9 protein-coding genes are annotated in these 26531 nt (G+C 69.1%); 2 read left to right on the forward strand and 7 right to left on the reverse strand.

What is annotated here, in order from left to right; genetic code table 11:
- Window positions 1-287: 287 nt before the first annotated feature.
- Window positions 288-1196, forward strand: a complete 909-nt coding sequence (locus tag VLI63_RS06760) for a hypothetical protein (protein WP_409156099.1) — start codon at window positions 288-290, stop codon at window positions 1194-1196.
- 452 nt (window positions 1197-1648) lie between these two features.
- On the opposite strand, the gene VLI63_RS06765 is transcribed toward VLI63_RS06760, so the two are convergent.
- Genes VLI63_RS06765 through VLI63_RS06780 form a run of 4 tightly spaced genes read right to left on the reverse strand, consistent with a single transcriptional unit; the run spans window position 1649 to window position 4044 of the window.
- On the reverse strand, window positions 1649-2566 hold the full coding sequence (locus VLI63_RS06765; protein ID WP_409156100.1) for an SDR family NAD(P)-dependent oxidoreductase: 918 nt from the start codon (window positions 2564-2566) through the stop codon (window positions 1649-1651).
- Entirely contained in the window at window positions 2563-2883 is a 321-nt protein-coding gene (locus VLI63_RS06770) for a chorismate mutase (RefSeq protein ID WP_409156101.1), read from the reverse strand. The genes VLI63_RS06765 and VLI63_RS06770 overlap by 4 nt, the downstream gene beginning before the upstream one ends.
- Before the next feature lie 47 nt (window positions 2884-2930).
- Window positions 2931-3350, reverse strand: coding sequence for an organic hydroperoxide resistance protein (locus tag VLI63_RS06775; protein WP_409156102.1), 420 nt, complete (start codon window positions 3348-3350; stop codon window positions 2931-2933).
- Between the two features lie 46 nt (window positions 3351-3396).
- Window positions 3397-4044, reverse strand: a complete 648-nt coding sequence (locus VLI63_RS06780) for a GNAT family N-acetyltransferase (RefSeq protein ID WP_409156103.1) — start codon at window positions 4042-4044, stop codon at window positions 3397-3399.
- 72 nt (window positions 4045-4116) lie between these two features.
- Here VLI63_RS06780 and VLI63_RS06785 point away from each other — a divergent pair, with 72 nt between their 5' ends.
- A complete protein-coding gene (locus VLI63_RS06785) occupies window positions 4117-4725 on the forward strand; it encodes a maleylpyruvate isomerase family mycothiol-dependent enzyme (RefSeq protein WP_409156104.1) in 609 nt (202 codons plus the stop codon).
- Window positions 4726-4749: 24 nt separating this feature from the next.
- Here the strand turns inward: VLI63_RS06785 and VLI63_RS06790 are convergent, their stop codons facing one another.
- Genes VLI63_RS06790 through VLI63_RS06800 form a run of 3 tightly spaced genes read right to left on the reverse strand, consistent with a single transcriptional unit; the run spans window position 4750 to window position 26350 of the window.
- Window positions 4750-5502 carry a hypothetical protein gene (locus VLI63_RS06790; RefSeq protein ID WP_409156105.1) on the reverse strand — a complete coding sequence of 251 codons (753 nt, stop codon included), beginning with the start codon at window positions 5500-5502 and terminating at the stop codon, window positions 4750-4752.
- Between the two features lie 3 nt (window positions 5503-5505).
- Window positions 5506-6792 carry an adenylosuccinate synthase gene (locus tag VLI63_RS06795; protein WP_409156106.1) on the reverse strand — a complete coding sequence of 429 codons (1287 nt, stop codon included), beginning with the start codon at window positions 6790-6792 and terminating at the stop codon, window positions 5506-5508.
- A gap of 55 nt (window positions 6793-6847) precedes the next feature.
- The gene (locus VLI63_RS06800) at window positions 6848-26350 is read right to left on the reverse strand and encodes an Ig-like domain-containing protein (protein ID WP_409156107.1); all 19503 of its coding nucleotides are present in this window, start codon (window positions 26348-26350) and stop codon (window positions 6848-6850) included.
- Window positions 26351-26531 lie beyond the last annotated feature (181 nt).

A 26531-nucleotide genomic window follows, 5' to 3' on the forward strand; every position in this document is an offset into this window, starting at 1 on the left:
CTGGGCGGCTCCCGGTGCCGCGCTTCGACCACCCGCCACAAACGGCTGAGAAGTCTCGCCCACTGAGCCGTTCGCGACGGGCGGCCGGTTCCGGGGGAACTCCCCTGTCGAACGGCCGCCCCCACCCGGCGCTAACTGCTGGATGACTGCGGCTATAAGACGGTTCGCGACGGGCGGCCGGCGGCCGGCGGCAAGTCTCCTCCTCCACCGGGAGGGGTTCCCGGCGATCGTTCCCGATATCCGTCACGCGGACGCCGGGGGGATGCTGCATGCTGCATCGTGTTCGCATGCGCCGAAACCATCCGCTTCCACCGGTCCTGGCCTCTCGACCGTTCACCGTCGAAGAGGCCGCTCGACTGGGTGTCGGAGCCGGGCGCCTTCGAGGCAGCGACCTCCGCCGCCCATTTCACGGCATCCGGATGCCCCGCAGACTCCCCGACGGCGTCGCTGACCTCGCGGCCGCCTACGCCACCCGCATGCCAGCAGTCCAGTACTTCAGTCACTGGACTGCCGCCGCACTGCTGGCGCTCCGACTGCCGGAGGCCGCCGTGCCGAAATTGCTGGATGTCTCGGTGCCATCGCCTCGCCGAGCCCCGAGAACCCGCGGTGTGCGTGGCCACGAACAGCTGTCGAGCGTGCGGACACGCCTGCTCCCGAACGGTCTCAGGGTGAGCGATCCGGTCGAGACGTGGTGTCACCTTGCCGCCGAACTCTCCGTCGATGAGCTGATCGTCATGGGCGACGGGCTCGTGTGTCGCCAGTCCCCCTTCGCGACTCTCGCGGACCTCGCGGCAGCGGTTGAGGAATGGGGCGCCAGGCGTGGGGCCCACAACCTTCGTCGAGCGTTACCCGAGATCCGCTGCCGCACGGACTCGGCCCGCGAGACCGTCCTCCGGCTCCTGATTGTGCGGGCCGGGCTGCCGGAGCCCGCGGTGAATGTGGTGATCTGCAACAGTTTCGGGGTGGTGATCGGGCTCGGCGATCTTGCGTATCCGAGGTACCGGGTGCTGCTCGAATACGACGGGGGCCAGCACCGCTCGGACGAGGGCCAGTTCCACACCGACATCGCCCGCCTCGACGCCTTCATGGAGGAAAGGTGGCGGGTGATCCGCGTCAACAAGAGCCTGATGCAGCAGCGAGCAACCCTGCTCGGCAAGGTGCGGACCGCGCTGGAAGCCGCGGGTTGGACGGCCTGAGAGGGCCGAGCCACCGGGCACGACCAGCGAACCGTCACCTACCGCTGGCGCCCGCTGGCTTGGGGACAGTTTGTGACGGATCGTGTGGACGCGAGCCTGGCCCGTGCCAGGGGCGCCCGCACGCGAACGGTCACACACTGCTGACAGCCACCCGCCAGGGGACCGTTTTCGACGGATCGCCGAACGAAAGGCGCGACCACCACCAGACCCCTCGCGCGAACCGTCAGAAACTGCCGACATTCGCCTGCCTGGCGACAGTTTGTGGCGGATCGGCCGGGGGCTGACCGACGGCTGGAGACGCTGCCGGCTGGAGACACCGCCGGCTGGAGACACCGCTGGCACCCCCATCGAGGGCACCCCACCGCCGGCACCCCCATCGAGGGCACCCCACCGCCGGCACCCCACCGCCGGCACCCCACCGCTGGCACCCCACCGCTGGCACCCCCCACCGCCTAGACCCCGAACGCCTGCCCGACGAGCTTCTCCGACGCGGACCAGAGGGCCGCCCCGAAGGCCGCGCTGCTACTGGATGCCACGGGCTTCTGGCGCACGGGAGGGCCGCTGAAACCACCACGCGGGCCCCAGTACTGGCCGCCGACGGCATCCGGATCTGTCGCCGCACGAACAGCGGACCAGGCGGCACGGTCCTTTCCGCCGCCGACGAAGGGGAAGACGCGGGCGAACAGGCGGCCGCCCGCCGAGGGATTCGTCACGCCGGCACGGTGCGGGCTGAGGCCGTCGATGCCGCTGCCCGGATGCGCCACGAGCGACGTGACGGAACCGCGCGCGGCGCGCAGCCGGCGGTCGAGCTCGAACCCGAAGGACTGGGTCGCGTGCTTGGACTGGCCATAGGCGGCGAACGGCGCAAAGGAGGAAGAGCTCTGGAGATCGGTGAGGTGCGCCTTGGTCAGACGGGTCGCACCGCTCCCCATCGTGACCACGCGGGCGCCGGGGGTCGCTGCCAGCGTGGGGTAGAGCAGTGCGGTGAGCAGGAAATGCCCGAGGTGGTTGGTGCCGAACATCACCTCGTTGCCATCCACGGTGGTTTCTCGCTTCTTGCTGGGCATGATCGAGCCGGCGTTCTCGATGATCGCGTCGATGCGTCGTCCAGTCAGTGTTGCCGCGGCGGAACGCACCGAGGCGTGGGAGGAGAGGCCGAGCGCCACGTGCTCCAGCTGCGCCTCGGGGGTGCGCGCGTGGATCGCGGCGATGGCGGCATCCGCCTTGGCAGCGCTGCGGCACGCGATGATGACGTGCCCGCCGGCTGCCGCGAGCTGTTCACTGATGAAGTAGCCGATTCCGGCGTTGCCTCCTGTCACGACGAAAGTCTTGCCAGCCTGCGAGGGGATGGACCGCGGATCCCAGCTCATTTGGAGTGGGTGGCGATCGTGCCGGTGCTGGCGATCTGCTCGTGCTGGTGGATGACCTCCGCGATGATGAAGTTGAGGAACTTCTCGCCGAACGCGGGGTCGAGGTGCGACTCGGATGCCAGCGCCTTCAGCTTGGTGATCTGCTCCAGTTCCCGGCTCGGGTCGGCCGCCGGCAGACCGCTGGATGCCTTGAGGCGCCCCACTTGCTGGGTGAACTTGAAACGCTCGGCGAGAAGGTGCACGAGGGCGGCATCGACATTGTCGATGCTCTGACGGAGGCTCAGGAGTTGGGCGGCGGAATCGAGAGAGTCGGGCATGGTTCGAGGCTACCGGGCGTGAGTCTCGATACGCGCGCTCGCGGACGCTACTCGACCAACGTCAGAGTCACCTCGATGTTGCCCCGCGTGGCATTGGAGTACGGGCAGACGCGGTGGGCGGCATCCGTGAGTTCCTGCTGGCGGTCCGCCGGCACGTGCGGGGTGTAGATGTCGAGCTCGACGGCGAGGCCGAATCCGCCTTCCCCGTTGCTGCCGATGCCGACGCTCGCCGAGACTGAGGAGTCAGAGGTGTCGAGCTTCAGCGAACGTCCCACGACGTGGAGGGCGCTGAGGAAGCAGGCGGAGAATCCCGCCGCGAAGAGCTGCTCCGGGTTGGTCCCCTCACCGCTGCCGCCGAGTTCCTTCGGGGGACGGGTGTCGAAATCGAGACGGTCATCCTCTGAACGGACGTGGCCGTCGCGGCCGCCTCCGGTGGCGTGGGCGATGGCGGTGTAAGAGATTTCCATGAGGCAACCCGACCATCCCCGTCTGGGCGTTGGCCGAGTGCGGCCCCTACGTGGTGGAGCGAGTGCGGAAGAGCACTGGCCGGTCGCCGTGGCGCTCCAGGCGCTGCTCGAGCCCGGAGCGCACGCGGGGCCAGTCATCCACGATGATCGAGAAGACCGCGCTGTCGCGCCAGCTGCCATCCGCGCGCGGAAGGTCACGGCGCACGATGCCTTCGAAGGTCGCGCCGATGCCAGCGATCGCGGCGCGGGACCGTTCGTTGAGAGCATCCGCCTGGATCTTGACGCGACCGAAGCCGTGATCGAAGGCCAGGCCGAGCAGCAGCAGCTTCGCCTCCGCGTTCACGGCAGTGCCCCAGACCCGCGGGTCGTAGGCGGTCCAGCCGATATGGGTTGCCTCACGCATGGGCTCGAAGTCGGCGAGGGTCGTGGTGCCGACGAGCTCACCGTCGTGAGGGCCGCCGACGAGGAACACCGCGTAGGGATTGCAGTCGTCCCAGCGGAAGTAGCTCTCCGCCCACTCGGTGAAACCCGCCTCGGTGTCGCGGTATCCGGCCAGACCGCCGCCGTATCCCCCGGCGAAGACAACCGGATGCCCGATCGCCAGGAACAGTGCGGGCAGATGCTCCCGGCGCAGCGGTTCGAGACGAACGAATCGTCCGCTGATCATGCTGGGCACAGGACGGGTTGCAGTCACACCACCCAGTCTGGCAGGAGGCGCCTGCCCGGCGCGGCCGTGACAGCTCCGCGTTAGTGAATAATTGCAGGCGTGACCAACACCGCGCTCTTTTTCAGTTCCGCCGACGCGTTCGTGCGTCTGCTCGGTGAGATGCGGGACGACCAGTGGTCCGCGCCCGGACTCGGAGCATGGACGGTGCGCAGCCTCGCCGGACACACCGCCCGCGCCATCCTCACGGTGGAGAACTACCTGCTCCAGGAGGAGCCGGGCGACGTGACCATTGCCACGGCCGAGGCGTATTACACCTCGGCCTACCTCACCTTCACGGATGACGCGGCCGTCGCCGCCCGGGGCGTCGAGGCCGGAGAGTGGCTGGGTGAGAATCCGGTGGCGCAGGTCTCCGCGGCGTTGGCCCGGGTCGGTGCGGCGATCGAATCCCAGCCGTCGAATCGGATCGTGTCGATCGGGGGGATGGGAATCCGCCTGCCCGAGTACCTGCGAACGCGCGTGTTCGAGCTCGTGGTCCACACGATCGACCTCTCCCGGGCATCCGGTATCCCCCATGGCCTGCCCGAGGCCGCGGTGGAGGATGCCGTGACGCTCGCGGCTGCGGTAGCCACCCGCCGCGGGTCCGGTGAGGACGTGCTCCTCGCGCTCACCGGCCGCAGTGCCCTGCCGGAGGACTTCAGCGTCGTCTGAGCGAGGAACGGAGGCGTCGGGTCGTCAGCGCAGGTGCTGTGAGGCCACGGACGCCAGGAAGCCGCCCCAGCGGCGATAGAGCCCCTGGTAGCTGAAGGCACCGTCGACGAAGTCCGATTTCTCGATCGCGGGCATGGCCACCAGGTGGGTCTTCGGCGAGCGGGCACACGCGGCTTCCGCAATGGCGGAGAACCGCACGGCATCGTCGTCGAGGATGCGGCCCACCAGGCGCCCGACCTGCACGTAGCCCGAAACCCGGGGGATTTCGGTCACCAGCACCAGGGCACGCGGCGAGGTCTTCTCGGTCAGGAAGGCGATCAGGCGCTCGAGCTCGAGACGCCACAGTCGCACCGAGGAGAAGGAGAGCACGTCCATCGTGCCCGGTGAGAGCACAATGACGTCGAAACTCCCCAGCCCGTCGAGCGCGTGGATCGCGGCCGAGGTCGAAGCGAGACGCGGCCGAGGGGTGGCGATGCTCTCCCATTCGACCCCGCGCCCGGTCGCCTTCGCGAGGTTTCTGGCGAACTGGTGCGCAACGCCCAGCTCATAGCTGCGCACGCCGACGGATGACCCGCTGAGGCCTCCGACGACGAGGATATGGAGCACGCGCGGACCTTCGATGAGCCCGTGCGAGTCATCGTCCGGCACGCCAGCGGCCATCCGGGTCGGCGCGCCGGCCACGTAGGTGAAGGCGATGAGCGGGCGAACAACACGGAGGCACGTGCGGAGCACCCGGCGGCCCAGCGGTGGCCGTTCGATCGTCCCCGCCTCGGTCACCGGTCAGCCCAGGAGGTCGTGCCGAACCACGATGGCCTCACGGTCGGGGCCGACTCCGATGGCGGAAATGCGTGCACCACTCATTTTCTCGGCCGCAAGCACATAGTCGCGCGCATTCTTCGGCAGGTCGTCGAATGTGCGGGCGCCGGTGATGTCCTCGGTCCAGCCGGGCAGTTCCTCGTAGATCGGCACCGCGTGGTGGAAGTCCGACTGCGACACCGGCACCTCGTCGACGCGCACGCCGTCGATGTCGTAGGCGACACAGACCGGGATGCGCTCGAGGCCGGTGAGCACGTCGAGCTTGGTGAGCACGAAGTCGGTAACCCCGTTGATGCGTGCCGCATACCGGGCGACGGGGGCGTCGTACCATCCACAGCGCCGCGGGCGCCCCGTGGTAGTTCCCCACTCGAAGCCCTTCGAGCGAAGAAACTCGCCGGATTCGTCATGCAGCTCGGTGGGGAACGGCCCGGAACCCACCCGCGTCGTGTAGGCCTTCACGACGGCGATGACCCGCTCCAGGCGGTTCGGCGCGACGCCGGATCCGGTGGCAGCGCCGCCGCTCGTGGCGTTGGACGAGGTGACGAAGGGGTAGGTGCCGTGATCGACGTCGAGCATGGTGGCCTGGCCGCCCTCGAACAACACGGTCTTTCCGTCATCGAGGGCCTGGTTGAGCACGAGGCTCGTGTCGGCGACCATGGGGCGCAGCCTGTCGACATAGGAGAGCAGGTCGGCGACGACCTCCTCTGCGCCGATCGCGCGCCGGTTATAGATCTTCACCAGCAGGTGGTTCTTCTGCTCGAGTGCACCCTCCACCTTCTGGCGCAGGATGTTCTCGTCGAACAGGTCCTGGATGCGGATGCCCACCCGGTTGATCTTGTCGGCGTAGGCCGGTCCGATGCCGCGCCCGGTAGTCCCGATCATCCGCTTGCCGAGGAAGCGCTCGGTGACCTTGTCGAGCGTGCGGTGGTACTGGGTGATGACGTGAGCGTTCGCCGAGACGAGGAGGCGCGAGACATCCACCCCCCGCGCGGTGAGCGCTTCGAGCTCGTGGAACAGCACCTCGATGTCGACGACGACGCCGTTGGCGATCACCGGGACGACACCGGGGCTCAGGATGCCGGAGGGAAGCAGGTGCAACGCGTACTTCTCGTCACCGACGACTACGGTGTGGCCGGCGTTGTTGCCGCCGTTGAATTTGACGACATAGTCGACACGGGGGCCGAGGAGGTCGGTGGCCTTACCCTTGCCCTCATCGCCCCACTGGGCGCCGATCAAGACAATCGCGGGCATGGCGGATCCTTACGTCAAACGGGGATGAGCCCCAAGTCTACCAATCCGTGCGATTTCAGGGATCCGTGCGGTTGCGTCGCCCGACGATCACGATCATGACACCGAGCATGAGCAACAGCAGGCCGGTGGCGACCATCGACCAGGGGTCCGCCCCGGTGTACGCGAGGCCCGTGTAGGCGAGAGGGATCTTCGCGGAATGGGTCTTGGTCGAGCCGGTGAAGGCGAGCCCGACGGACGGCGTCACCGTGATCGTGATCGCGGCGGTAGCGGTGCTGCCCGCGGCATCCGTTGTGGTGTAGCTCAGCGTTTCGAGGCCCCACCAGCCGGCATCGGGCGTGAAGGTGGCGGTGCCGTCGGCGGTGATCGCCATCGTGCCGTGCGGGGGCTTCGCGAAGGCCGTGACCGTGAGGCCGGTTCCCACGTCGTTGCCGAGCAGCGCGAAGCTCACGGCCTTGCCGGCCGGGGTCTTCGCCGCATCCGGGGCCGCGGTCGGGCGGATGGTGATGGTGGCGAGGTTGGCGGTGGTGAGGCCGGCCCAGTCGGTGGTGGTGTACTCCATGGTCGCGATTCCGGACCATCCGGCCGGTGGCGTGAAGGAGACTGTGCCGTTGCGCTGGATGCTCGCGCGACCGTTGCTCGGAATCCCGATGCTGGTCACGGCAAGGCTCCATCCGATGTCATTGCCGTTCAGGTCGATCACGAGGGGCGCGTTCGCGGATCCCGTGGCGGTGTCCGGCACCGAGATCGGCGAGACGAATACCGTGACCAGGGCGGTGCGCAGCACCCCGGCGCCGTCCTGAGCGGTGTAGCTGAAGGTGTCGGTGCCGGAGAAGCCCGTGAGGGGCACGTACCGGATGCGACCGCCGAGGACACTCGTCGTGCCGTGATCCGGCGTGCCCGGGTCGGTAATCTCGAATCCGGTACCGACGTCGTTGGCGAGCACGTCGATGTCGACCGGCTGGTCGGCGACGGTGGTCCCGACGTCACCGGCGGTGGTCGGCGAGACCGCGATGCGCACCGTGGCAGTGGAGGTGCCGCCGTCGCCGGTCATCACGTAGGTGAACACGTCGGCTCCCGAGTAGCCGTCGTTCGGCAGGTAGCTGATGCCACCGTCGACGATTGTGACCGTGCCGTGTGACGACGGGGAGGCGTTGGTGACGGTGAGGTTGGTCCCGAGGTCGTTGGCGAGAACCGGAACCACCACCGCGATGCCGGTGACTGTGCCGTCCACGTCACCGACGGCGACGGGGCCGACGGTGATCGTGACCGTGGTGGTGGCGGTATTGCCCGCGGCATCCCGCACCGTGTAGTCATAGCTGCCCGTGCCCGAGAAGCCGCCGGTCGGCACGAAGTGCACCACGCCCGAGACCAGGGTCACGGTGCCGCCGACCGGGTTTCCGACCGAGGTGATCACGAGCGTCGAACCGAGGTCGTTGGCGGTGAGAGCGGATGCGACGGTCACGAGTTCGATGCCGGCGGAGGTTGCGCGGGTGTCGGGCGTGGCGCTCGGACGCACGGTGACCGCGACCGTGGCGGTCACCGTCTGGCCGGACGCATCCGTCGCCGTGTAGGAGAAGCTCGCGTTGCCCGAGAACCCTGCGGCCGGGGTGAAGGTCACGACACCGTTCAGCAGCGCGACGGTGCCGTGGGTGGCTGACGTGACCGCCGTGACGGTGAGCGTGCTTCCCACGTCGTTGCCGGTGAGCTCGGCGCCGGAGATGGTCGCCGCGGTGCCGGCCGTCGCGGCGAGCGAGTCACCGGCGGCGATCGGTCGCACCGTGACCGTGACCGTCGCGGAAGCGGTGTTGCCGGCGGCATCCGTCACCGTGTAGTCGAAGGCGGCGGTACCCGAGAAACCGGGCGCCGGCGTGAACACCGGGTTGCCGCCACCGAGCACGACGCTACCGCCCATGGCGTTCTGCACCGCCGTCACGGTGAGGGACGAGCCCGCGTCATTGCCGACCAGGGAAGCGCGGGTCACCGTGACCGGCGCACCGGCCAGGGTCGAGGCCGCGTCCGCGGCGGCGACCGGCAGCACCGTGACGGTGACGGTCGTCGAGGTGGTGTTGCCCGAAGAATCGGTGGCCGTGTACGTGAAGGAGGCCACACCGGAGAATCCGGCGGTCGGGGTGAAGACCGGGTTGCCGGCGTTGAGCGTGACAGCTCCGTGCGAGGCGGATCCGACCGAGGTGACGACGAGCGAGCTGCCGGAGTCGTTGGCCCGCAGCGTCGCACCGGTGATGGTGATCGCCGTGTTGGCGTTGGTGGTGGCGGAGTCTGCGACGGCGAGCGGCAAAACGGTGACCGTGACGGTGGCCGTTGAGCTGTTGCCGGTGGCATCCGTGACCGTGTAGGAGAAGCTCGCGGTGCCCGAGAAGCCGGCTGACGGCGTGAACACCGGGTTGCCCGCGACATCCAGGATGACGGTGCCGTTGACCGGGTTGCCGACCGCGGTGAGCGACAGGCCGGAGCCGAGGTCGTCACCGATGAGGCTGGCGGTGGTGACGGTGAGCGGGGCGCCGCCTCGGGTGGTCACGGTGTCTGGGGTCGCGACCGGAAGCACCGTGACGGAGACGGTGGATGCCACGGTGTTGCCGCTGCCGTCGGTGGCGGTGTACACGAACGAGGCCGGGCCGGAGAAGCCTGCCGCCGGGGTGAAGCGCGGGCTGCCGCCGTTGAGCGTGACGGTGCCACCGACCGCCGCCGAGACCGCGGTGACCGTGAGAACGGTTCCCGCGTCGTTGGCGGTGAGGCCGGTCAGGGTGACCGGGGTCCCCGCGGGGGTGGAGGCCTGGTCCGGGGTGGCGGTCGGAAGCACGGTGACGGTGACGGTCGCAGTGACCTGCTGGCCCGCGGCATCCGTGGCCGTGTAGTCGAAGGTCGCGGTGCCAGAGAAACCGGCGGCCGGGGTGAACTGCGCGGCGGCCGCGGGGCCGGCGAGCAGGGCGACCGTTCCGTGGCTCGGGCTGCTCACGTTGGTGAGCTGGAGCGCCGCACCGGTGTCGTTGGCGAGAAGCGTCGCCGCGTCGAGGGAGACCGGAGCGCCCGCGGTGGTCGAGGCGCTGTCAGCGGCGGCGGTCGGCGTCACCGAGACGTGCACGGTCGCGCTGGTCACGCTGTTCGCGCCATCGGTGACGGTGTAGTCGAAGGAGGCCGCACCGGAGAATCCGGCGGCCGGGGTGAAGCGCGGGTTTCCGCCGTTCAGCGCGACCGAGCCGTTGACCGGGTTGGACACGGCGGTGATCATGAGGCCGGCGCCGGAGTCGTTGGCGAGAAGGCCGGCGGCCGGGAAGGTCACCGGGGTGGCGGCTGTCGTGCTGCCGTTGTCGTCCACGGCGCCCGGGGAGACGACTACCGTCACCATCGAGGTGGTGGTGGCGCCGGCGGCATCCGTCGCCGTGTACTGGAAGGAAGCTACGCCGGAGAAGCCTGCCGCCGGGGTGAAGCGCGGGTTGCCGCCGTTGAGAGCTACGGAGCCGTTGACCGCTGCGCCGACGGCGGTGACGGTGAGGCCGGTACCCGCGTCGTTGGCGGTGAGAGTGGTTCCCGTGATCACGAGCGGTACGTCGACGCCGGTGGCCGCGCTGTCGCCGACCGAGCTCGGAGTCACGGTGATCGATACCGTTGCGGTGGCGGTGCGGCCGGAGGCGTCGGTCACGGTGTACGTGAAGGCGGCGGGTCCCGAGTAGTTGTTGGCCGGGGTGTACACGGCGTTGCCGGCGTTGAGGCCGACGGTGCCGTGGGTCGCTCCGGAGACCGCGGTGACGGTGAGGGCGGATCCGGAGTCATTGCCCGCGAGGGTGGCACCGGGGATCGTGACCGTGGTGTTCGCCGCGGTGCTGGCGGAGTCGGCGGTTGCGGTCGGGCGCACCGTGACGGTGACGGTGGATCCGGTCGTCGAACCGGAGACGTCGGTGACGGTGTAGTCGAAGCTCGCGGTGCCGGAGAAGCCGGCGGCCGGAGTGAAGACGGGGCTGCCGCCGCCGAGGGCGACTGTTCCGTTCGTCGGGTTCGCGACGCCGGTGACGGTGAGACCGGTGCCCGCATCGTTGGCGGTGATGGCGCTGCCTGCCACGATCACGGCGGTGTTCGCAGTCGTGCTGGCAGCATCCGCTGTCGCGGTCGGAGTGACGGTGACCGTGACCGTGGCCGTGGTCGTCGCGCCGCTGGCGTCGGTGACCGTGTAGAGGTACGACGCCGGGCCGGAGAAGCCGGCGGCCGGGGTGAAGACCGGGTTGCCCGCGTTCAGCGCGACGGTGCCGTGGGAGGGGCTGCCGACCGCGGTGACGGTGAGGCCGGAACCCGCGTCGTTGCCGAGTAGGGATGCCCCGGATGCGGTCACTGCCGTGTTGGCGGTCGTGGTGACGGAGTCGGCCGCGGCCGTCGGACGCACCGTGATCGCCACAGTGCTCGAGACTGTTGCGCCACTGGCGTCGATGGCCGTGTAGGAGAAGCCGGCAGCGCCGGAGAAGTTGCTCGCCGGGGTGAAGATCGGGCTGCCCGCGTTCAGCACGACGGTGCCGTTGGTGGCGGAGCCGACGGCGGTGACCGTGAGGACCGAACCGGCGTCGTTGGCCGTGAGGGTCGCCAGGGTGACCGGGATGTTCGCGTTCGTGCTGACCGCATCGGGCGCGGCGACCGGGAGGACGGTGACGGTGACGGTCGCCGATGTGGTCTTGCCCGCGGCATCCGTCGCCGTGTAAGCGTAGGACGCCTGGCCGGAGAAGCCCGCGGCCGGGGTGAAGATCGGGTTGCCCGCGTTCAGCACGACGGTGCCGTTGGTGGCGGAGCCGACGGCGGTGACGGTGAGGCCGGAGCCCGCGTCGTTACCGACCAGTGCGCTGCTCGTCACGGGGGTGTTCGCCGTCGTGGTGGCCGTGTCGGCCGCGGCGACCGGAAGCACCGTGACGGTGACCGTGGCGACCGCCGTGGAGCCGGATGAGTCTGTGGCCGTGTAGGCGAAGCTCGCGCTGCCCGAGAATCCGGCCGCGGGAACGAAGGTGGCGGTTCCCGAGGCGAAGGAGACGGTTCCATGCGTCGGCGCAGACACCGCGGTCACCTGCAGGCCGGACCCGAGGTCGTTGCCGACCAGGTCCGTTGCGGCGATGTCGACGGCGGTGTTCGCGCCGGTCGTGGCCGAGTCGTCGACGGCGACCGGGCGCACGGTGACCGTGACGGTCGCGCTGGCGGTCTTGCCGGAGGCATCCGTGGCCGTGTACTGGTAGCTGGCGGGCCCGGAGTAGCCGGCCGTCGGCGTGAAGCGCGGGTTGCCGGAGTTCAGGGCGACGGTGCCGTGTGTGCCGTTCGCGACGGCGACGACGGTCAATCCAGTGCCGAGGTCGTTGGAGGTGAGATCCGTGCCGAGGGTGGTGACCGACGTGTTCGTCAGAGTCGCGGTCGCATCTGCGGTCGCGGTCGGGAGCACGCTGACGGAGACGGTCGCGGTGGAGGTCGCACCCGCGGCATCCGTCACCGTGTAGCCGAAGGAGGCAGGGCCGGAGTAGCCGGAGGTGGGGGTGAAGACCGGGTTGCCGGCCGTCAGGAAGACGGTGCCGTGGCTGGCGCCGCTGACCGCCGTGACTGTGAGGCCGGTACCACGGTCGTTGGTGGTGAGGGCGGATGCTGCGACGGTGAGCGCGGTGTTGGCGGTGGTGGTCGCGACGTCTCCGGTGGCCTTCGGCAGCACCGTCACGGCGACGGTCGCACGCGTCGTGGAACCGAGGGAGTCGGTGGCGGTGTATTGGAAGGATGCCGCGCCGGAGTAGTTCGCGTTCGGCACGAAGACGGCGTTGCCGCTCGCGTTGAGGGACACCGTGCCGTTGACCGGGGCGCCGACCGCGGTCACCGTGAGCCCGGTTCCGGAATCGTTGGCGAGGAGGTCGGTCGCAGGCACGACGACGGTGATGTCGACGGTCGTGCTGGCGGTGTCATCGACCGCGCCCGGGGTGACTATGACGGTGACCGTCGCCGTTGTGGTCGCGCCCGCGGAGTCGGTGGTGGTGTAGGAGAAGGCGGCGGTGCCGGAGTAGCCGGGGGTCGGGGTGAAGACCGGGTTGCCGGAGTTCAGTGCGATGGTGCCGTTGCTCACGGAGCCGACGGCGGTGACGGTCAGGCCGGTGCCGGCATCATTGCCGACGAGGGAGGCTCCGGAGATGGTGACGGGGGTGTTGGCCGGGGTGGTGGCGGCATCGGGGGTGGCGGTCGGAAGCACGGTGATCGTGACTGTCGCGTTGACAGCCTGGCCGGAAGAATCCTTCGCCGTGTAACCGAAGGTCGCGGTGCCGGAGAAACCCGTCGCGGGGGTGAAGATCGGGCTGCCGCCGTTGAGGACGACGGTGCCGTTGCTGGCCGAGCCGACCGCGGTGACGGTCAGGCCGGTCCCGGCATCGTTGCCGGTGAGAGTCGAGAGGGTGACCGGGGTGTTGGCGGTGGTGGTCTTCGCATCGGCGACCGCGACGGGAAGCACGGTGACCGTGACCGTGGCAGAGCTCGTCTTGCCGCTGCTGTCGGTGGCGGTGTAGCCGTAGCTGGCCGTGCCGGAGAAGCCGGTCGTCGGGGTGAAGATCGGGCTGCCCCCGTTCAGGACGACCGTGCCATTGCTGGCCGCGCCGACCGCGGTGACGGTCAGGGCGGTGCCGGCATCATTCCCGGTGAGGGTCGAGAGCGTCACCGCAGTGTTCGCCGTGGTGGTGGCGGCATCCGCGGTCGCGACCGGGAGAACGGTGATGGTGACGGTGGCGGAGGTGGTCTTGCCGCTCGCATCGGTGGCCGTGTAAACGTAGGAGCCGGTGCCGGAGAAACCGGTCGCCGGGGTGAAGATCGGGCTGCCCCCGTTCAGGACGACAGCGCCATTCACCGGCGAGCCGACCGCAGTGACGGTCAGTCCGGTGCCGGCATCGTTGGCGGTGAGGGTCGAGGAGGTGACCGCAGTGTTCGCCGTGGTGCTGGCGGCATCCGCGGCCGCGACCGGCAGCACGGTGACGGTGACGGTGGCGGAGGTGGCCTTGCCACTGCTGTCAGTGGCCGTGTAGGAGTAGGAGGCGGTGCCGGAGAAACCCGTCGCCGGGGTGAAGATCGGGCTGCCGCCGTTCAGGGCGACGGTGCCGTTGGTGGCCGAACCGACGGCGGTGACGGTGAGGCCGGTGCCGGCGTCGTTCGCGGTGAGGGTCGAGTTGGTGATCGCCGTGTTCGCGTTCGTCGTGGCCGAGTCGCCGGCGGCGACCGGGAACACTGTGACCGTGACCGTCGTGCTGCTGGAAGAACCGTTGCCATCGGTGATCGTGTAGCCGTAGGTAGCCTGGCCCGAGAAGTTCGCGGCCGGGGTGAAGACCGGGTTACCGGAGACCAGGGCGACCGTGCCGTTCGTACCGTTCGCCACGGCGGTCACGGTGAGACCGGTGCCGCGGTCGTTGCCGAGGAGGGCGGATGCCGCGGAGGTGAGAGCCGTGTTCGCCGTTGTGGTGGCCGTGTCCGGGAGCGCCCTCGGCACGACGGTGATGGTCACCGTCGCCGTCGTGGTGTGGCTCGCGGAATCGGTGGCCGAGTACTGGAAACTCGCGATTCCGGAGAAGTTGGGGGTGGGGATGAAGACGGGGTTGCCGCTGGCGTCGAGGGTGATCGTGCCGTTTTCCGGGGTGGAGACACCGGTGAGGGTCAGGCCGGAGCCGGAGTCGTTCGCCAGCAGGGTCGCGGCCGGGATGGTGAGCGTCAGGTCGACGACGGTGCTGGCGGTGTCGTTGACCGCACCCGGGGTGACGGTGACCGTGACCGTCGCTGTGGCGGTCTTCCCGACAGCATCGGTGGCGGTGTAGCCGAAGCTCGCGGTGCCGGAGAAGCCAAGCACCGGGGTGAAGATCGGGTTTCCGCCGTTCAGGGCGACAGTTCCGTTCACCGGGCTACCGACCGCGGTGACCGTGAGGCCGGTGCCGGCATCGTTACCGACCAGGGTCATGCCGAGGATCGTGACCGGCACGTTCACCCCGGTCGCCGCCGCATCCGCCGTCGCCGTCGGTAGCACCGTGACCAGGGCGGTGGCGGTAGTGGTCTTCCCGGCGGTGTCGGTGGCGGTGTAGCCGAAGGATGCGGTGCCGGAGAAGTTGTTCGCCGGGGTGAAGACCGGGCTGCCCGCGTTCAGGGCGACCGTGCCATTCACCGGGCTGCCCACGGCGGTGACGGTGAGGCCGGTGCCGGCATCATTGCCGGTGAGGGTAGAGAAAGTCACCGGGGTGTTTGCGTTCGTCGTCCCGGCATCGCCGGACGCGACCGGCAGAACGGTGATCGTGACCGTCGCGGTGGCCGTCTTACCGGCGGCATCGGTGGCCGTGTAGCCGAAGCTCGCGGTGCCGGAGAAGTTCGCCGTCGGGGTGAAGATCGGGCTGCCACCGTTGAGTGCGACGGTGCCGTTGACCGCGGATCCGACCGCGGTGACGGTGAGGACCGTGCCGGCATCGTTCGCGGTGAGAGTCGAGACGGTGACGGCGGTGTTCGCGTTCGTCGTCTTCGCATCAGCGACCGCGACCGGCAGGACCGTGATCGTGACCGTGGCGGAGCTGGTCTTGCCGTTGCCGTCGGTGGCGGTGTAGCCGTAGCTGGCCGTGCCGGAGAAGTTGCTGGTCGGGGTGAAGACCGGGCTGCCACTATTCAGGGCAACGGTGCCGTTCGCCGGGGTGCCGACAGCGGTGACCGTGAGGCCGGTGCCCGCATCGTTCGCGGTGAGGTCGGAGCTGGTGATCGCGGTATTCGCGTTCATGGTGCGGGCATCGGCGGCGGCCACCGGAAGCACGGTGATGGTGACGGTGGCGGAGGACGCCTGGCCGGAGCCATCCGTCGCGGTGTACAGGTAGCTGGCGGTGCCGGAGAAGTTCGCCGTCGGGGTGAAGATCGGGCTGCCGCCGTTCAGCACGACGGTGCCGTTCACCGGGGTCGAGACGCCGGTGACGGAGAGGTCGGTGCCGGCGTCGTTCGCGGCCAGGTCGGAGCTCATGAGCGCGGTGTTCGCGTTCGTGGTGCGGGCATCCGCGACCGCAACCGGGAGCACGGTGACGGTGACCGTCGTGCTGCTGGAGGAACCGTTGCCATCGGTGATCGTGTAGCGGTAGGTGGCCTGGCCCGAGAAGTTCGCCGTCGGGGTGAAGACCGGGTTGCCGGAGACGATCGCGACGGTGCCGTTCGTGCCGGTGGCCACCGCGGTGATGCTGAGCCCGGTTCCACGGTCGTTGGCGAGCAGGACGGATGCAGCGGTGGTCACCGCCGTGTTCGCGTTCGTGGACGCGACGTCGGCGACGGCCTTCGGCACCACGGTCACGGCGACGGTCGCCGTCGAGAGGGTGCCGGCGGAGTCGGCCGCCGTGTACTGGAAGCTCGCGGCGCCCGAGAAGTCGGGGGTCGGCACGAAGACCGGGTTGCCGCTGGCGTTGAGGGTGACGGTGCCGTTCACGGGGGCGGAGACGGCGGTGATGTGCAGGCCGGATCCGCTGTCATTGGCCAGCAGGTCGGAGGCCAGGAGGGTGGTGGTGACGTCGACCGTGGTGGTCGCGGTGTCGTTGCCGGCACCCGGGGTGACGGTGACCGTGACCGTGGCGGAGCTGGTGGCCCCGGCGGAGTCGGTGGCCGTGTAGACGAAGCTCGCGATACCGGAGAATCCGAGGGCCGGCGTGAACCGGGGGCTGCCGCCGTTGAGCACGACGGTGCCGTTCACCGCAGAGGAGACGGCGGTAACAGCGAGGCTCGAGCCCGCATCGTTGCCAAGCAGGGTGAGCGCCAGGATGGTGACCGGCACGTTCACGCCGGTGGTCGCGGAGTCGGCGCCGGTGACCGGCAGCACCGTGACGGTGACGGTCGCGGTGGTGGTCCTCCCGGCGGTGTCGGTGGCGGTGTAGCCGAAGGATGCGGTGCCGGAGAAGTTGTTCGCCGGGGTGAAGACCGGGCTACCCGCGTTCAGGGCGACCGCGCCATTCACCGGGCTGCTGACCGCGGTGACGGTGAGCGCCGAGCCGGCGTCGTTCGCCGTGAGGGTGGTGAAAGTGACCGGGGTGTTTGCGTTCGTCGTCCCGGAGTCGCCGGTAGCGGTCGGCAGCACGGTGATGGTGACCGTGGCGCTGGTGGACTGGCCGGACGAGTCCTTGGCGGTGTACACGAAGGATGCCGCACCGGAGAAGCCGGCGGTCGGGGTGAAGATCGGGCTGCCACCGTTGAGTGCGACGGTGCCGTTGACCGGGGCGGAGACCGCGGTCACGGTGAGCGACGCGCCGGCATCGTTCGCCGTGAGGGTGGTGAAAGTGACGGGGGTGTTCGCGTTCGTCGTCTTCCCATCCGAGACCGCGACCGGGAGGACCGTGATCGTGACCGTGGCGGAGCTGGTCTTGCCGTTGCCGTCGGTGGCGGTGTAGCCGTAGCTGGCCGTGCCGGAGAAGTTGTTGGCCGGGGTGAAGACCGGGCTGCCACTATTCAGGGCAACGGTGCCGTTCACCGGAGTGCCGACCGCCGTGACCGTGAGACCGGTGCCCGCATCGTTCGCGGTGAGGTCGGAGCTCGTGATCGCGGCGTTCGCGTTCGTGGTGCGGGCATCGGCGGAAGCGACCGGAACCACGGTGATGGTGACGGTGGCCGAGGACGCCTGGCCGGAGCCATCCGTCGCGGTGTACAGGTAGCTGGCCGTGCCGGAGAAGTTCGCCGTCGGGGTGAAGATCGGGCTGCCGCCGTTCAGCACGACCGTGCCGTTCACCGGGGTCGAGACGCCGGTGACGGAGAGGCCGGCACCGAGGTCGTTGGCGGTGAGGTCGGGGATGGTGACGGCGACGTTCGCGTTGGTGGTGCGGGAATCCGCGACGGCGCCCGGACGCACCGTGACCGTGACGGTGGCCGAGCTGGTGCGGTTGTTGCCGTCGGTGGCCGTGTACACGAAGGAGGCGGTGCCGGAGAAGCCGGCTGTCGGGGTGAAGGTCGGGTTGCCGCCGGTCAACGACACGGTGCCGTTGGTGGCGCTCGAGACGGCGGTGACGGTGAGGCCGGTGCCCGCGTCGTTGCCGACCAGGGTCGAGCCGGGCACGGTCACCGCGGTGTTCGCCGTGGTGCTGGCGGAGTCGGCGGCGGCGACCGGCAGCACCGTGACGGTGACAGTGGCGCTGGTAGTGCGGTTGGCGGCATCCGTGGCCGTGTAGGAGTACGAGCCGACACCCGAGAACCCGGCGGCCGGGGTGAAGATCGGCGCGCCACCGTTCAGGGCGACCGTGCCGTTCACCGGCGCGGAAACGGCGGTGACGGTGAGGCCGGTACCCGCGTCGTTCGCGGCGAGAGCGGACGAGGTCACCGGGGTGTTCGCGGTCGTGGTGGCCGTGTCAGCGGCGGCGACCGGAAGCACGGTGACGGTGACGGTGGAGGAGGCGCTCTGGCCCGCGGCATCCGTCACGGTGTAGCCGAACGATGCGGTGCCGGAGAAGTTGTTCGCCGGAGTGAAGACCGGGCTACCGCTCGTGAGCACCACGGTGCCGTTGACCGGGGCCGAGACCGCGGTGACGGAGAGCGAGGTTCCGGCGTCATTGGCGATGACCGTCGAGACGGTGACCGGGGTGTTTGCGTTCGTGGTGGACGTGTCCGGTGCCGCGATCGGGCGCACGGTGACGGTCACGGTCGCGGAGGTGGTGCCGCCGGAGGAGTCGGTGGCGGTGTAGAGGTAGGCGGCGGGGCCGGAGTAGTTGGTGTCCGGGGTGAAGACGGCTTTGCCCGCGGTGAGAACGACGGTGCCGTGGTTCGGCGATGAGACCGCGGTGACGGTGAGGCCGGATCCGGCGTCGTTTGCGACGAGAGCCGAACCGGCGGTCGAGACCGGCGAGTTCGCGTTCGTGGCGACGGCATCGGCCGCGGCGACCGGGACCACGGTGATGCTGACGGTCGCGGAGGTGGACCTGCCGGATCCATCCGTCGCCGTGTAGACGAAGCTGGCCGGGCCAGAGAAGTTGGTCGTCGGGGTGAAGATGGGCGAGCCGGCGTTCAGCGCGACGGAGCCGTTGCTTGCGGTGCCGACCGCGGTGACGGTGAGGCCGGTGCCCGCGTCATTCGCGACGAGGTTCGACAGCGTGATCGCAGTGTTCGCGGTCGTGGAGCGGGCGTCCCCGGCCGCGATCGGGAGGACGGTGATCGTCACCGTGGCTGTGGTCGACGCCCCGGTGCCGTCTTTCGCCGTGTAGGGGAAGGATCCGGTGCCCGAGAAGCCGGGGCTCGGGGTGAAGATCGGGCTGCCGGCGTTCAGGACGACTGTGCCGTTGGTGGCGGCGCCGACCGCGGTGACCGTGAGGCCGCTGCCCGCGTCATTGCCGGTGAGGCCGGAGAGGGTGATCGCGGTGTTCGCATTGGTGGTCGCCGCGTCGTTGACCGCGGTCGGCAGCACGGTGACCGTGACGGTGGATGTCGCGACCTGGCCGGACGCGTCCGTCACCGTGTACCCGAACGAGGCGGCGCCCGAGAAGCCCGCCGCCGGGGTGAAGACGGGGTTGCCGCCGGCGTTCAGGACCACGGAGCCGTTGACCGGGACGCCCACCGCGGTAACGGTGAGGGTGGTGCCGACGTCATTGGTGGTGAGGGATGCCGCGGGGATGGTGACGGCGGTGTTCGCGGTCGTGGTCTTGGCATCCGGCGCGGCGGTCGGGGTCACCGAGACAGTGACGGTGGCGGAGACGATCGCCCCGCTGGCGTCGGTGGTGGTGTAGGAGAAGGCGGCGGTGCCGGAGTAGCCGGGGGTCGGGGTGAAGACCGGGTTGCCGGAGTTCAGTGCGATGGTGCCGTTGCTCACGGAGCCGACGGCGGTGACGGTCAGGCCGGTGCCGGCATCATTGGCGACGAGCGACGCTCCGGGGATAGTGATGGGGGTGTTGGCCGGGGTGGTGGCGGTGTCTCCGGTCGCGGTCGGAAGAACGGTGATCGTGACCGTCGCGTTGGCAGCCTGGCCGGAAGAATCCTTCGCCGTGTAACCGAAGGTCGCGGTGCCGGAGAAACCCGTCGCGGGGGTGAAGATCGGGCTGCCGCCGTTGAGTGCGACGGTGCCGTTGGTGGCCGAGCCGACCGCGGTGACGGTCAGGCCGGTGCCGGCATCGTTGCCGGTGAGAGTCGAGAGGGTGACCGAGGTGTTGGCGGTGGTGGTCTTCGCATCGGCGACCGCGACCGGGAGGACGGTGACCGTGACCGTGGCGGAGCTGGTCTTGCCGCTGCTGTCGGTGGCGGTGTAGCCGTAGCTGGCCGTGCCGGAGAAGCCGGTCGCCGGGGTAAAGATCGGGCTGCCGCCGTTCAGGACGACCGTGCCGTTGGTGGCCGCGCCGACCGTGGTGACGGTCAGGGCGGTGCCGGCATCGTTGCCGGTGAGGGTCGAGAGCGTCACCGCAGTGTTCGCCGTCGTGGTGGCGGCATCCGCGGCCGCGACCGGGAGGACGGTGATGGTGACGGTGGCGGAGGTGGTCTTGCCGCTCGCATCGGTGGCCGTGTAGGAGTAGCTGGCGGTGCCGGAGAAACCGGTCGTCGGGGTGAAGATCGGGCTGCCGCCGTTCAGGACGACCGTGCCATTCACCGGGGAGGCGACCGCGGTGACGGTCAGGCCGGTGCCGGCATCGTTGGCGGTGAGGGTCGAGGAGGTGACCGGAGTGTTCGCTGTGGTGGTGGCGGCATCCGCGCTCGCGACCGGGAGGACGGTGACGGTGACGGTCGCGGAGGTGGTCTTGCCGCTGCTGTCAGTGGCCGTGTAGGAGTAGGAGGCGGTGCCGGAGAAACCCGTCGCCGGGGTGAAGATCGGGCTGCCGCCGTTCAACACGACAGCGCCATTCACCGGGGAGGAGACCGCGGTGACGGCCATTCCGGTGCCGAGGTCGTTGCCGGTGAGGTCGGAGGAGGTCACCGGAGTGTTCGCGTTCGTGGTGCGGGCGTCCGAGACAGCGGTCGGCAGCACGGTCACGGTGACCGTGGTGGTGGAGCTTGCGCCCGCGGCATCCGTGACCGTGTAATCGAAGGTTGCGGTGCCGGAGAAGTTGTTCGCCGGGGAGAAGACCGGGGCGCCGGAGACCAGGGCGATCGTGCCGTGGGTGGCGTTGGAGACAGCGGTGATGCCAAGCCCGGTGCCACGGTCATTGGCCAAAAGAGCGGATGCCGCGATGGTGAGCGGAGTGTTCGCGTTCGTGGTCGCGACGTCGGCAACAGCCCTCGGCACCACAATCACAGCGACCGTCGCCGTGCTGGTGCGGTTGGACGAATCAGTCGCCGTGTAGACGAAGGACGCCGCTCCGGAGAAGTTCGCACTCGGCACGAACACCGGGTTTCCGCTCACGTTGAGGGACACGGTGCCGTTCAGCGGAGAGGAGACCGCAGTGAGGGTGAGACCCGATCCGGAGTCATTCGCCAGCAACGTCGCCGCCGGGATCGTGACGGTCACATCGACGACAGTGCTCGCAGTGTCGTTGACCGCCCCCGGGGTGACCGTCACGGTCACCGTCGCGCTGGTCGCCCGAGCGGCACTGTCGGTCGCGGTATAGCCGTAAGAGGCGGTGCCCGAGAAACCAAGCGCCGGAGTGAAGATCGGGTTGCCACCGTTGAAGGTGACAGAGCCGTTGACCGCGGAACCGACCCCGGTCACCGTCAAACCGGTGCCGGCATCGTTACCCACCAGGGTCATGCCGAGGCTCGTGACCGGGACGTTCACACCGGTCGCAGCAGCATCAGCGGCCGCGACCGGAAGAACCGTCACCGTCACCATCGCGGAACTCGTCTTGCCGCTGCCATCGGTCGCCGTGTAGGAGAAGGATGCGGTGCCGGAGAAGTTGTTCGCCGGAGTGAAGACCGGAGCTCCCCCGTTCAGAGCGACGGTGCCATTCACCGCACCGCCGACCGTGGTGACCGTCAACGCCGTGCCCGCATCGTTACCGGTCAGAGCCGAGAACGTCACCGGGGTGTTCGCGTTCGTCGAGCCCGCATCCGCGGCCGCGATCGGGAGGACCGTGACCGTGACGGTCGCCGTGGTCGTGCGGTTCGAAGAATCGGTGGCCGTGTAACTGAACGATCCGGTGCCGGAGAAATTCGCGGTCGGGGTGAAGACCGGCGAACTGCCGTTGAGGGCGACAGTGCCGTTCGCCGGAGCGGAAACCGCCGTGACCGTGAGGGACGAGCCCGCATCGTTCGCCGCCAGGTTCGCGATCGTGAGCGGGGTGTTCGCGTTCGTGCTGCGAGCATCCGCAACCGCCACCGGCACCACCGTGACGGTGACCGAGGAGGAGGCGGTCCTGCCCGCCGCATCAGTGACCGTGTAGCCATAGGAGGCCGTCCCGGAGAAGCCTGCCGTCGGCGTGAAGATCGGCGCGCCGGAGTTCAGCGCGATGGTGCCGTTGACCGGGGAGGAGACCGCGGTGACCACGAGACCCGTTCCCGCATCGTTGGCGGCGAGCGAGGAGCTGGTCACCGGGGTATTGGCGTTCGTGGTGACAACGTCGGCGACGGTGGTCGGAAGCACCGTGACCGTGACAGAGGCCGGGGTGGTCTTGCCCGAGGCATCCGTCGCGATGTAGCCGTACGAAGCGGTGCCGGAGAAGTTGTTCGCGGGGGTGAAGATCGGCGAGCCGCCGTTCAGGGCGACGGTGCCGTTGACCGGGCTGGAGACCCCGGTCACCGTCAGACCCGAGCCCGCGTCATTGCCGGTGAGGGTCGCCACCGTGACCGCGGTGTTCGCGTTGGTCGTCACCGAGTCGTTCGCCGCGACGGGCAGCACGGTGACGGTCACCGTCGCGGTGGAGTTCTTTCCGGCCCCGTCGATCACCGTGTAGGCGAAGGATGCGGTGCCGGAGAAGTTGTTCGCGGGAGTGAAGGTCGGCGAACCGCCGTTCACCACGACTGTGCCGTTCACCGGGGAAGAGACCGCGGTCACAGTGAGGCCGGTTCCGGCGTCGTTCGCGCGGAGGGTCGAGAGGGTGATCGCGGTGTTCGCGTTCGTGGTCGCGGTGTCGGCGGCCGCGACCGGCAGCACGGTCACCGTCACAGTGGCGGAGGTGGTCTTGCCGCTGCCGTCCGTTGCGGTGTAGCTGTAGGAGGCCTGACCCGAGAAGCCCGCGGAGGGGGTGAAGACGGGGTTGCCGCCGCCCAGGACGACGGTGCCGTTCACCGGCGCGGAGACGGCGGTCACGGTGAGGCCGGTGCCGGCGTCGTTGGCGGTGAGGTTCGACGACGTGACCGCGGTGTTCGCGGTGGTGGTCGCGGTATCGGCCGAAGCGACCGGCAGCACCGTGATGGTGACGATGGCCGACGAGGTCTTGCCCGCCGAGTCCGTGGCGTTGTACTGGTAGCTGCCGGTGCCCGAGAACCCGGTGGCCGGCGTGAAGCTCGGGTTTCCCCCGTTGAAGGCGATGGTGCCGTTGACCGCCGCGCTCACCGAGGTGACCGTGAGGCCGGATCCGCCGTCATTCGCGACGAGGGTGGCGCCGGGGATGGTGATCGCGGTGTTCGCGTTGGTCGTGCCGCTGTCGTCGACCGCCTTCGGCGTGACCGAGATGGTGAGGATGCTCGAGGAGCTGCCGCCCGCCGCGGTGAGGGTGTAGCTCACCGAATCGGGACCGGAGTAGCCGGCCGTCGGGGTGTAGGTGTACGCGCCGGTGGAGGCGGTGAGCGTGAGGGTTCCATGGCTCGGACCGGATGTCACGGCCACGGACTTGCCGGTGCCCAGGTCGTTCGTGAGCAGGTTGCCGGCGGCCGCGGTGTTCACCGGGGTCGCGAGCGTGTCGGCGACGGCCACCGGGGTGACCGTGATCGTGACAGTGGCGACCGCGGTTCCGCCGTCGCCGGTGAGCGTGTACGTGAAGGAGTCGGTGCCGGAGAAGCCGGCGTTCGGGGTGTAGGTGCCCGTGCCATCCGCCGCGAGTACGACGGTGCCGTTGCTCGGGTTGGTGAGCTTCGCGGCGGACTTGTTGGTGCCCTTGTCATTCGCGAGCACGGAGAGCGCGGCCGGGGCGCCGGCGGCCGTCGTGTAGGTGTCGTTGACGGCGAGCGGCGTGACCGTGATGGTCGCGGTCGCGGTGGAGGTGCCCCCGTCGGCCGTGAGCGTGTAGGTGAAGGAGTCGGTGCCGGTGAAGTTCGCGTTCGGCGTGTAGGTGTACGCACCGGTGGCGGAGAGGGTGAGCGTGCCGTTGGTCACGGTGGTGCCGAGCGCGACGGTCTTGTTCGAGCCGTTGTCATTGGAGGTGACGTTGCCAGAGACAGCGGTGTTCACTCCGGTGGTGATGGTGTCGTTGACCGCGGTGGGCTTGACCGCGATCGACACGGTGGCCGTGGCGGTGCCGCCATCGGCGGTGAGCGTGTAGGTGAAGACATCCGCGCCGGAGAAGGTGCCGGTGGGCGTGTAGGTGTAGGCCCCGGTCGTGGGGTCCAGCACGACGGAGCCGTGGGCGGGAGCGGTGGTCACCGCCACCGAACGGTTCGTTCCGTGGTCGTTGCTGAGCACGTTTCCGGAGACGGCCACCGTTGATGTGGTGGTTGCCGAGTCATTCGCTGCCGTCGGCGTGACGAGGATGCTGACCGTGGCGGTGGCCGATCCGCCGGTGCCGCTCAGCGTGTAGGTGAAGGTGTCGGTGCCGGTGAATTCCGCGTTCGGCACATAGGTGCCCGTGCCATTGCTGGCGATCGTTACCGTGCCGTGGGCCGGATCGGTGAGCTTCGTCGCCGTGATGCTCGTGCCCTTGTCGTTGGCCAGCACGCTCACCGGCACGGGGGTATTGACCGTGGCCGTGTACGAGTCGTTAACGGCGAGCGGGGTGACGGTGATGTTTACGGTCGCGGTTGAGGTGCCGCCGGTGGCCGTCTGCGTGTAGGTGAAGGAGTCGGTGCCGGAGTATCCGCTCGCCGGCGTGTAGGTGACCGTGCCGTTGGGCGCGAAGCTGAGCGTGCCGTGGGTCGGGTTCGTGGCGACCGCGGCGGTCTCGCTCGCCCCCGGGTCGTTGGCGAGCACGTTGATGGTCGCGGGGGTGTTGGTGGATGTCGCGATCGTGTCGTTGTACGCCTTCGGGGGCACGGTGACGGTGACCGTTGCCGTGGCGACCTGGCCGTACTGGTCCGTCACGGTGTAGGTGAAGCTGTCGGTGCCGGAGAAGTTGGCCGCCGGGGAGTAGGTCACCGTGTTACCGACACCGCTGCCGGTGATGACCGCGATGCCGTTGGCCGGGGTGGACACCGCGGTCACGCTGAGCCCCGTGCCGGTGTCGTTCGTGAGCACGCCGATGTTCACCGGTGTCGCGGTGGTGGTGACCGCGGCCGGGTAGGTGGTGGAGGCGGTGTCGTTGACGGCTTTGATAGCGGTCGGAGCGACGGTGGTCGTGACGCTCGCGGTGTTGTTCGAGAGGTCGGTGTCGGCTTCGTTGCCGGTGACCTTCGCGGTGTTCTTGAGGGTGGCGAATCCGTTGGGAGCCGTGGCCTTCACGGTGATGACGACGCTCGCTCCTACGGCGAGCGCCCCGCTCGTACAGTCGAGGTTCGATCCCGCGATGGTGCAGTTCGCGTTCGTGGAGGTAGCCGTCACCGCGGAGATGCCGCTCGGCAGGGCGTCCTGCACGACGAAGCCGGAGCTGAGCCCGGGGCCGGCGTTGTTGACGGTGATGGTCCAGGTGACCTGCGTCGCGACGAGCACGGCGGCCGGCCCGGTCTTCGTGATCGAGAGGTTGGCGGGAAGGCTCAGGCAGTTCGTCGCGTCACTCCGCGCGTTCGCCGGGGTGGTGATCGCCGTTCCGACGAGGGCAAGAGTCGGTGCCGCGGAGGTGGAGTTGGTCACCGCGACCTGGTACATCGTCGCGGCCGTCGAGATGAAGGCGAGGTTGCCGTTGTTCATCGCGAACACCGATCCGTACCCGTTCACGGGGATGATCGTCGACGTGATCGTCGTGACGTTTCCAGAGAAGTCGATGCGGTAGAAGTTGCTGTTGGTGTTGTAGTCGTGAGCCCAGAGGTAGCCGTCCTTGACCGCGAGGTCTGCGAAGCGGATGTTCGGGATCGTGATCGTCGTGCGGGTGAGGTTGGCGCCAGTAGCGAGGTTCGCGATCTTGTAGATGGTGGTTGTGCCCGCGTTGCCGTTGGCCACGTAGTAGTTGCCCGCGTTGTCGAAGGTGCCGCTGTCCCACAGCGCGTTCGGCGCGGTGCCGAGCGCCGGGTTGGCGGCGAAGGTGGCGACGATGTTGCCGGTGCTGTCGATCCGCACGATCGAGCCGTTGATCAGGGTGCCGTAGAGGAAGTTGTCCGCAGGGTTGAAGGCGAGGGCGTTGTAGTTGGTGGTGGTGGTGGCCTGGTTCGGGCCGAAGGCGGTGAAGGTGGAGCTGCCATCGGAGTTGTAGGTGCCCTTGTAGAGCTGGGTGCTCGTGCCGGAGCTGGGGCCGTACTGGGCGAAGAAGGTGGGAACGACGCAGTCGAACTTGAGTCCGGCGCCGTCGGCGACCGCAGCCTGCGGCGTGGCGACGACCTCGGAGACGACCGTTATGCCGAAGACGGCGATGCTGAGCGCAAGGGTCGCCGCAAGAAAGCGGGTGAGGAGCGCTGAACTTCGGGTCGCGATAGTCACTTGACTATGCCTTTCGGGTATTCCCCGACGCGGGTGAGGCGTCGAGCAGAATCCACCTCCCTGGGCGGGGAAACGGACAATTCGGGTGTGCTGCAGGCAGAGCGCGGCAGAGAGTCGGCCGACGTCACCGTCGGCCAGATAGCCCCCAACCACCTACGAGCCTATTGACGGCGCCGCGCGG

Origin of the sequence: Lacisediminihabitans sp. H27-G8, from assembly GCF_046156175.1 — a bacterium.
Taxonomy (GTDB): Bacteria; Actinomycetota; Actinomycetes; order Actinomycetales; family Microbacteriaceae; genus Lacisediminihabitans.

Bases quoted from the DNA above. Each gene is read 5' to 3' on its own strand.
- VLI63_RS06760 (WP_409156099.1), top strand. From the start codon at position 288: ATGCGCCGAAACCATCCGCTTCCACCGGTCCTGGCCTCTCGACCGTTC.
- VLI63_RS06765 (WP_409156100.1), bottom strand. From the start codon at position 2,566: ATGAGCTGGGATCCGCGGTCCATCCCCTCGCAGGCTGGCAAGACTTTC.
- VLI63_RS06770 (WP_409156101.1), bottom strand. From the start codon at position 2,883: ATGCCCGACTCTCTCGATTCCGCCGCCCAACTCCTGAGCCTCCGTCAG.
- VLI63_RS06775 (WP_409156102.1), bottom strand. From the start codon at position 3,350: ATGGAAATCTCTTACACCGCCATCGCCCACGCCACCGGAGGCGGCCGC.
- VLI63_RS06795 (WP_409156106.1), bottom strand. From the start codon at position 6,792: ATGCCCGCGATTGTCTTGATCGGCGCCCAGTGGGGCGATGAGGGCAAG.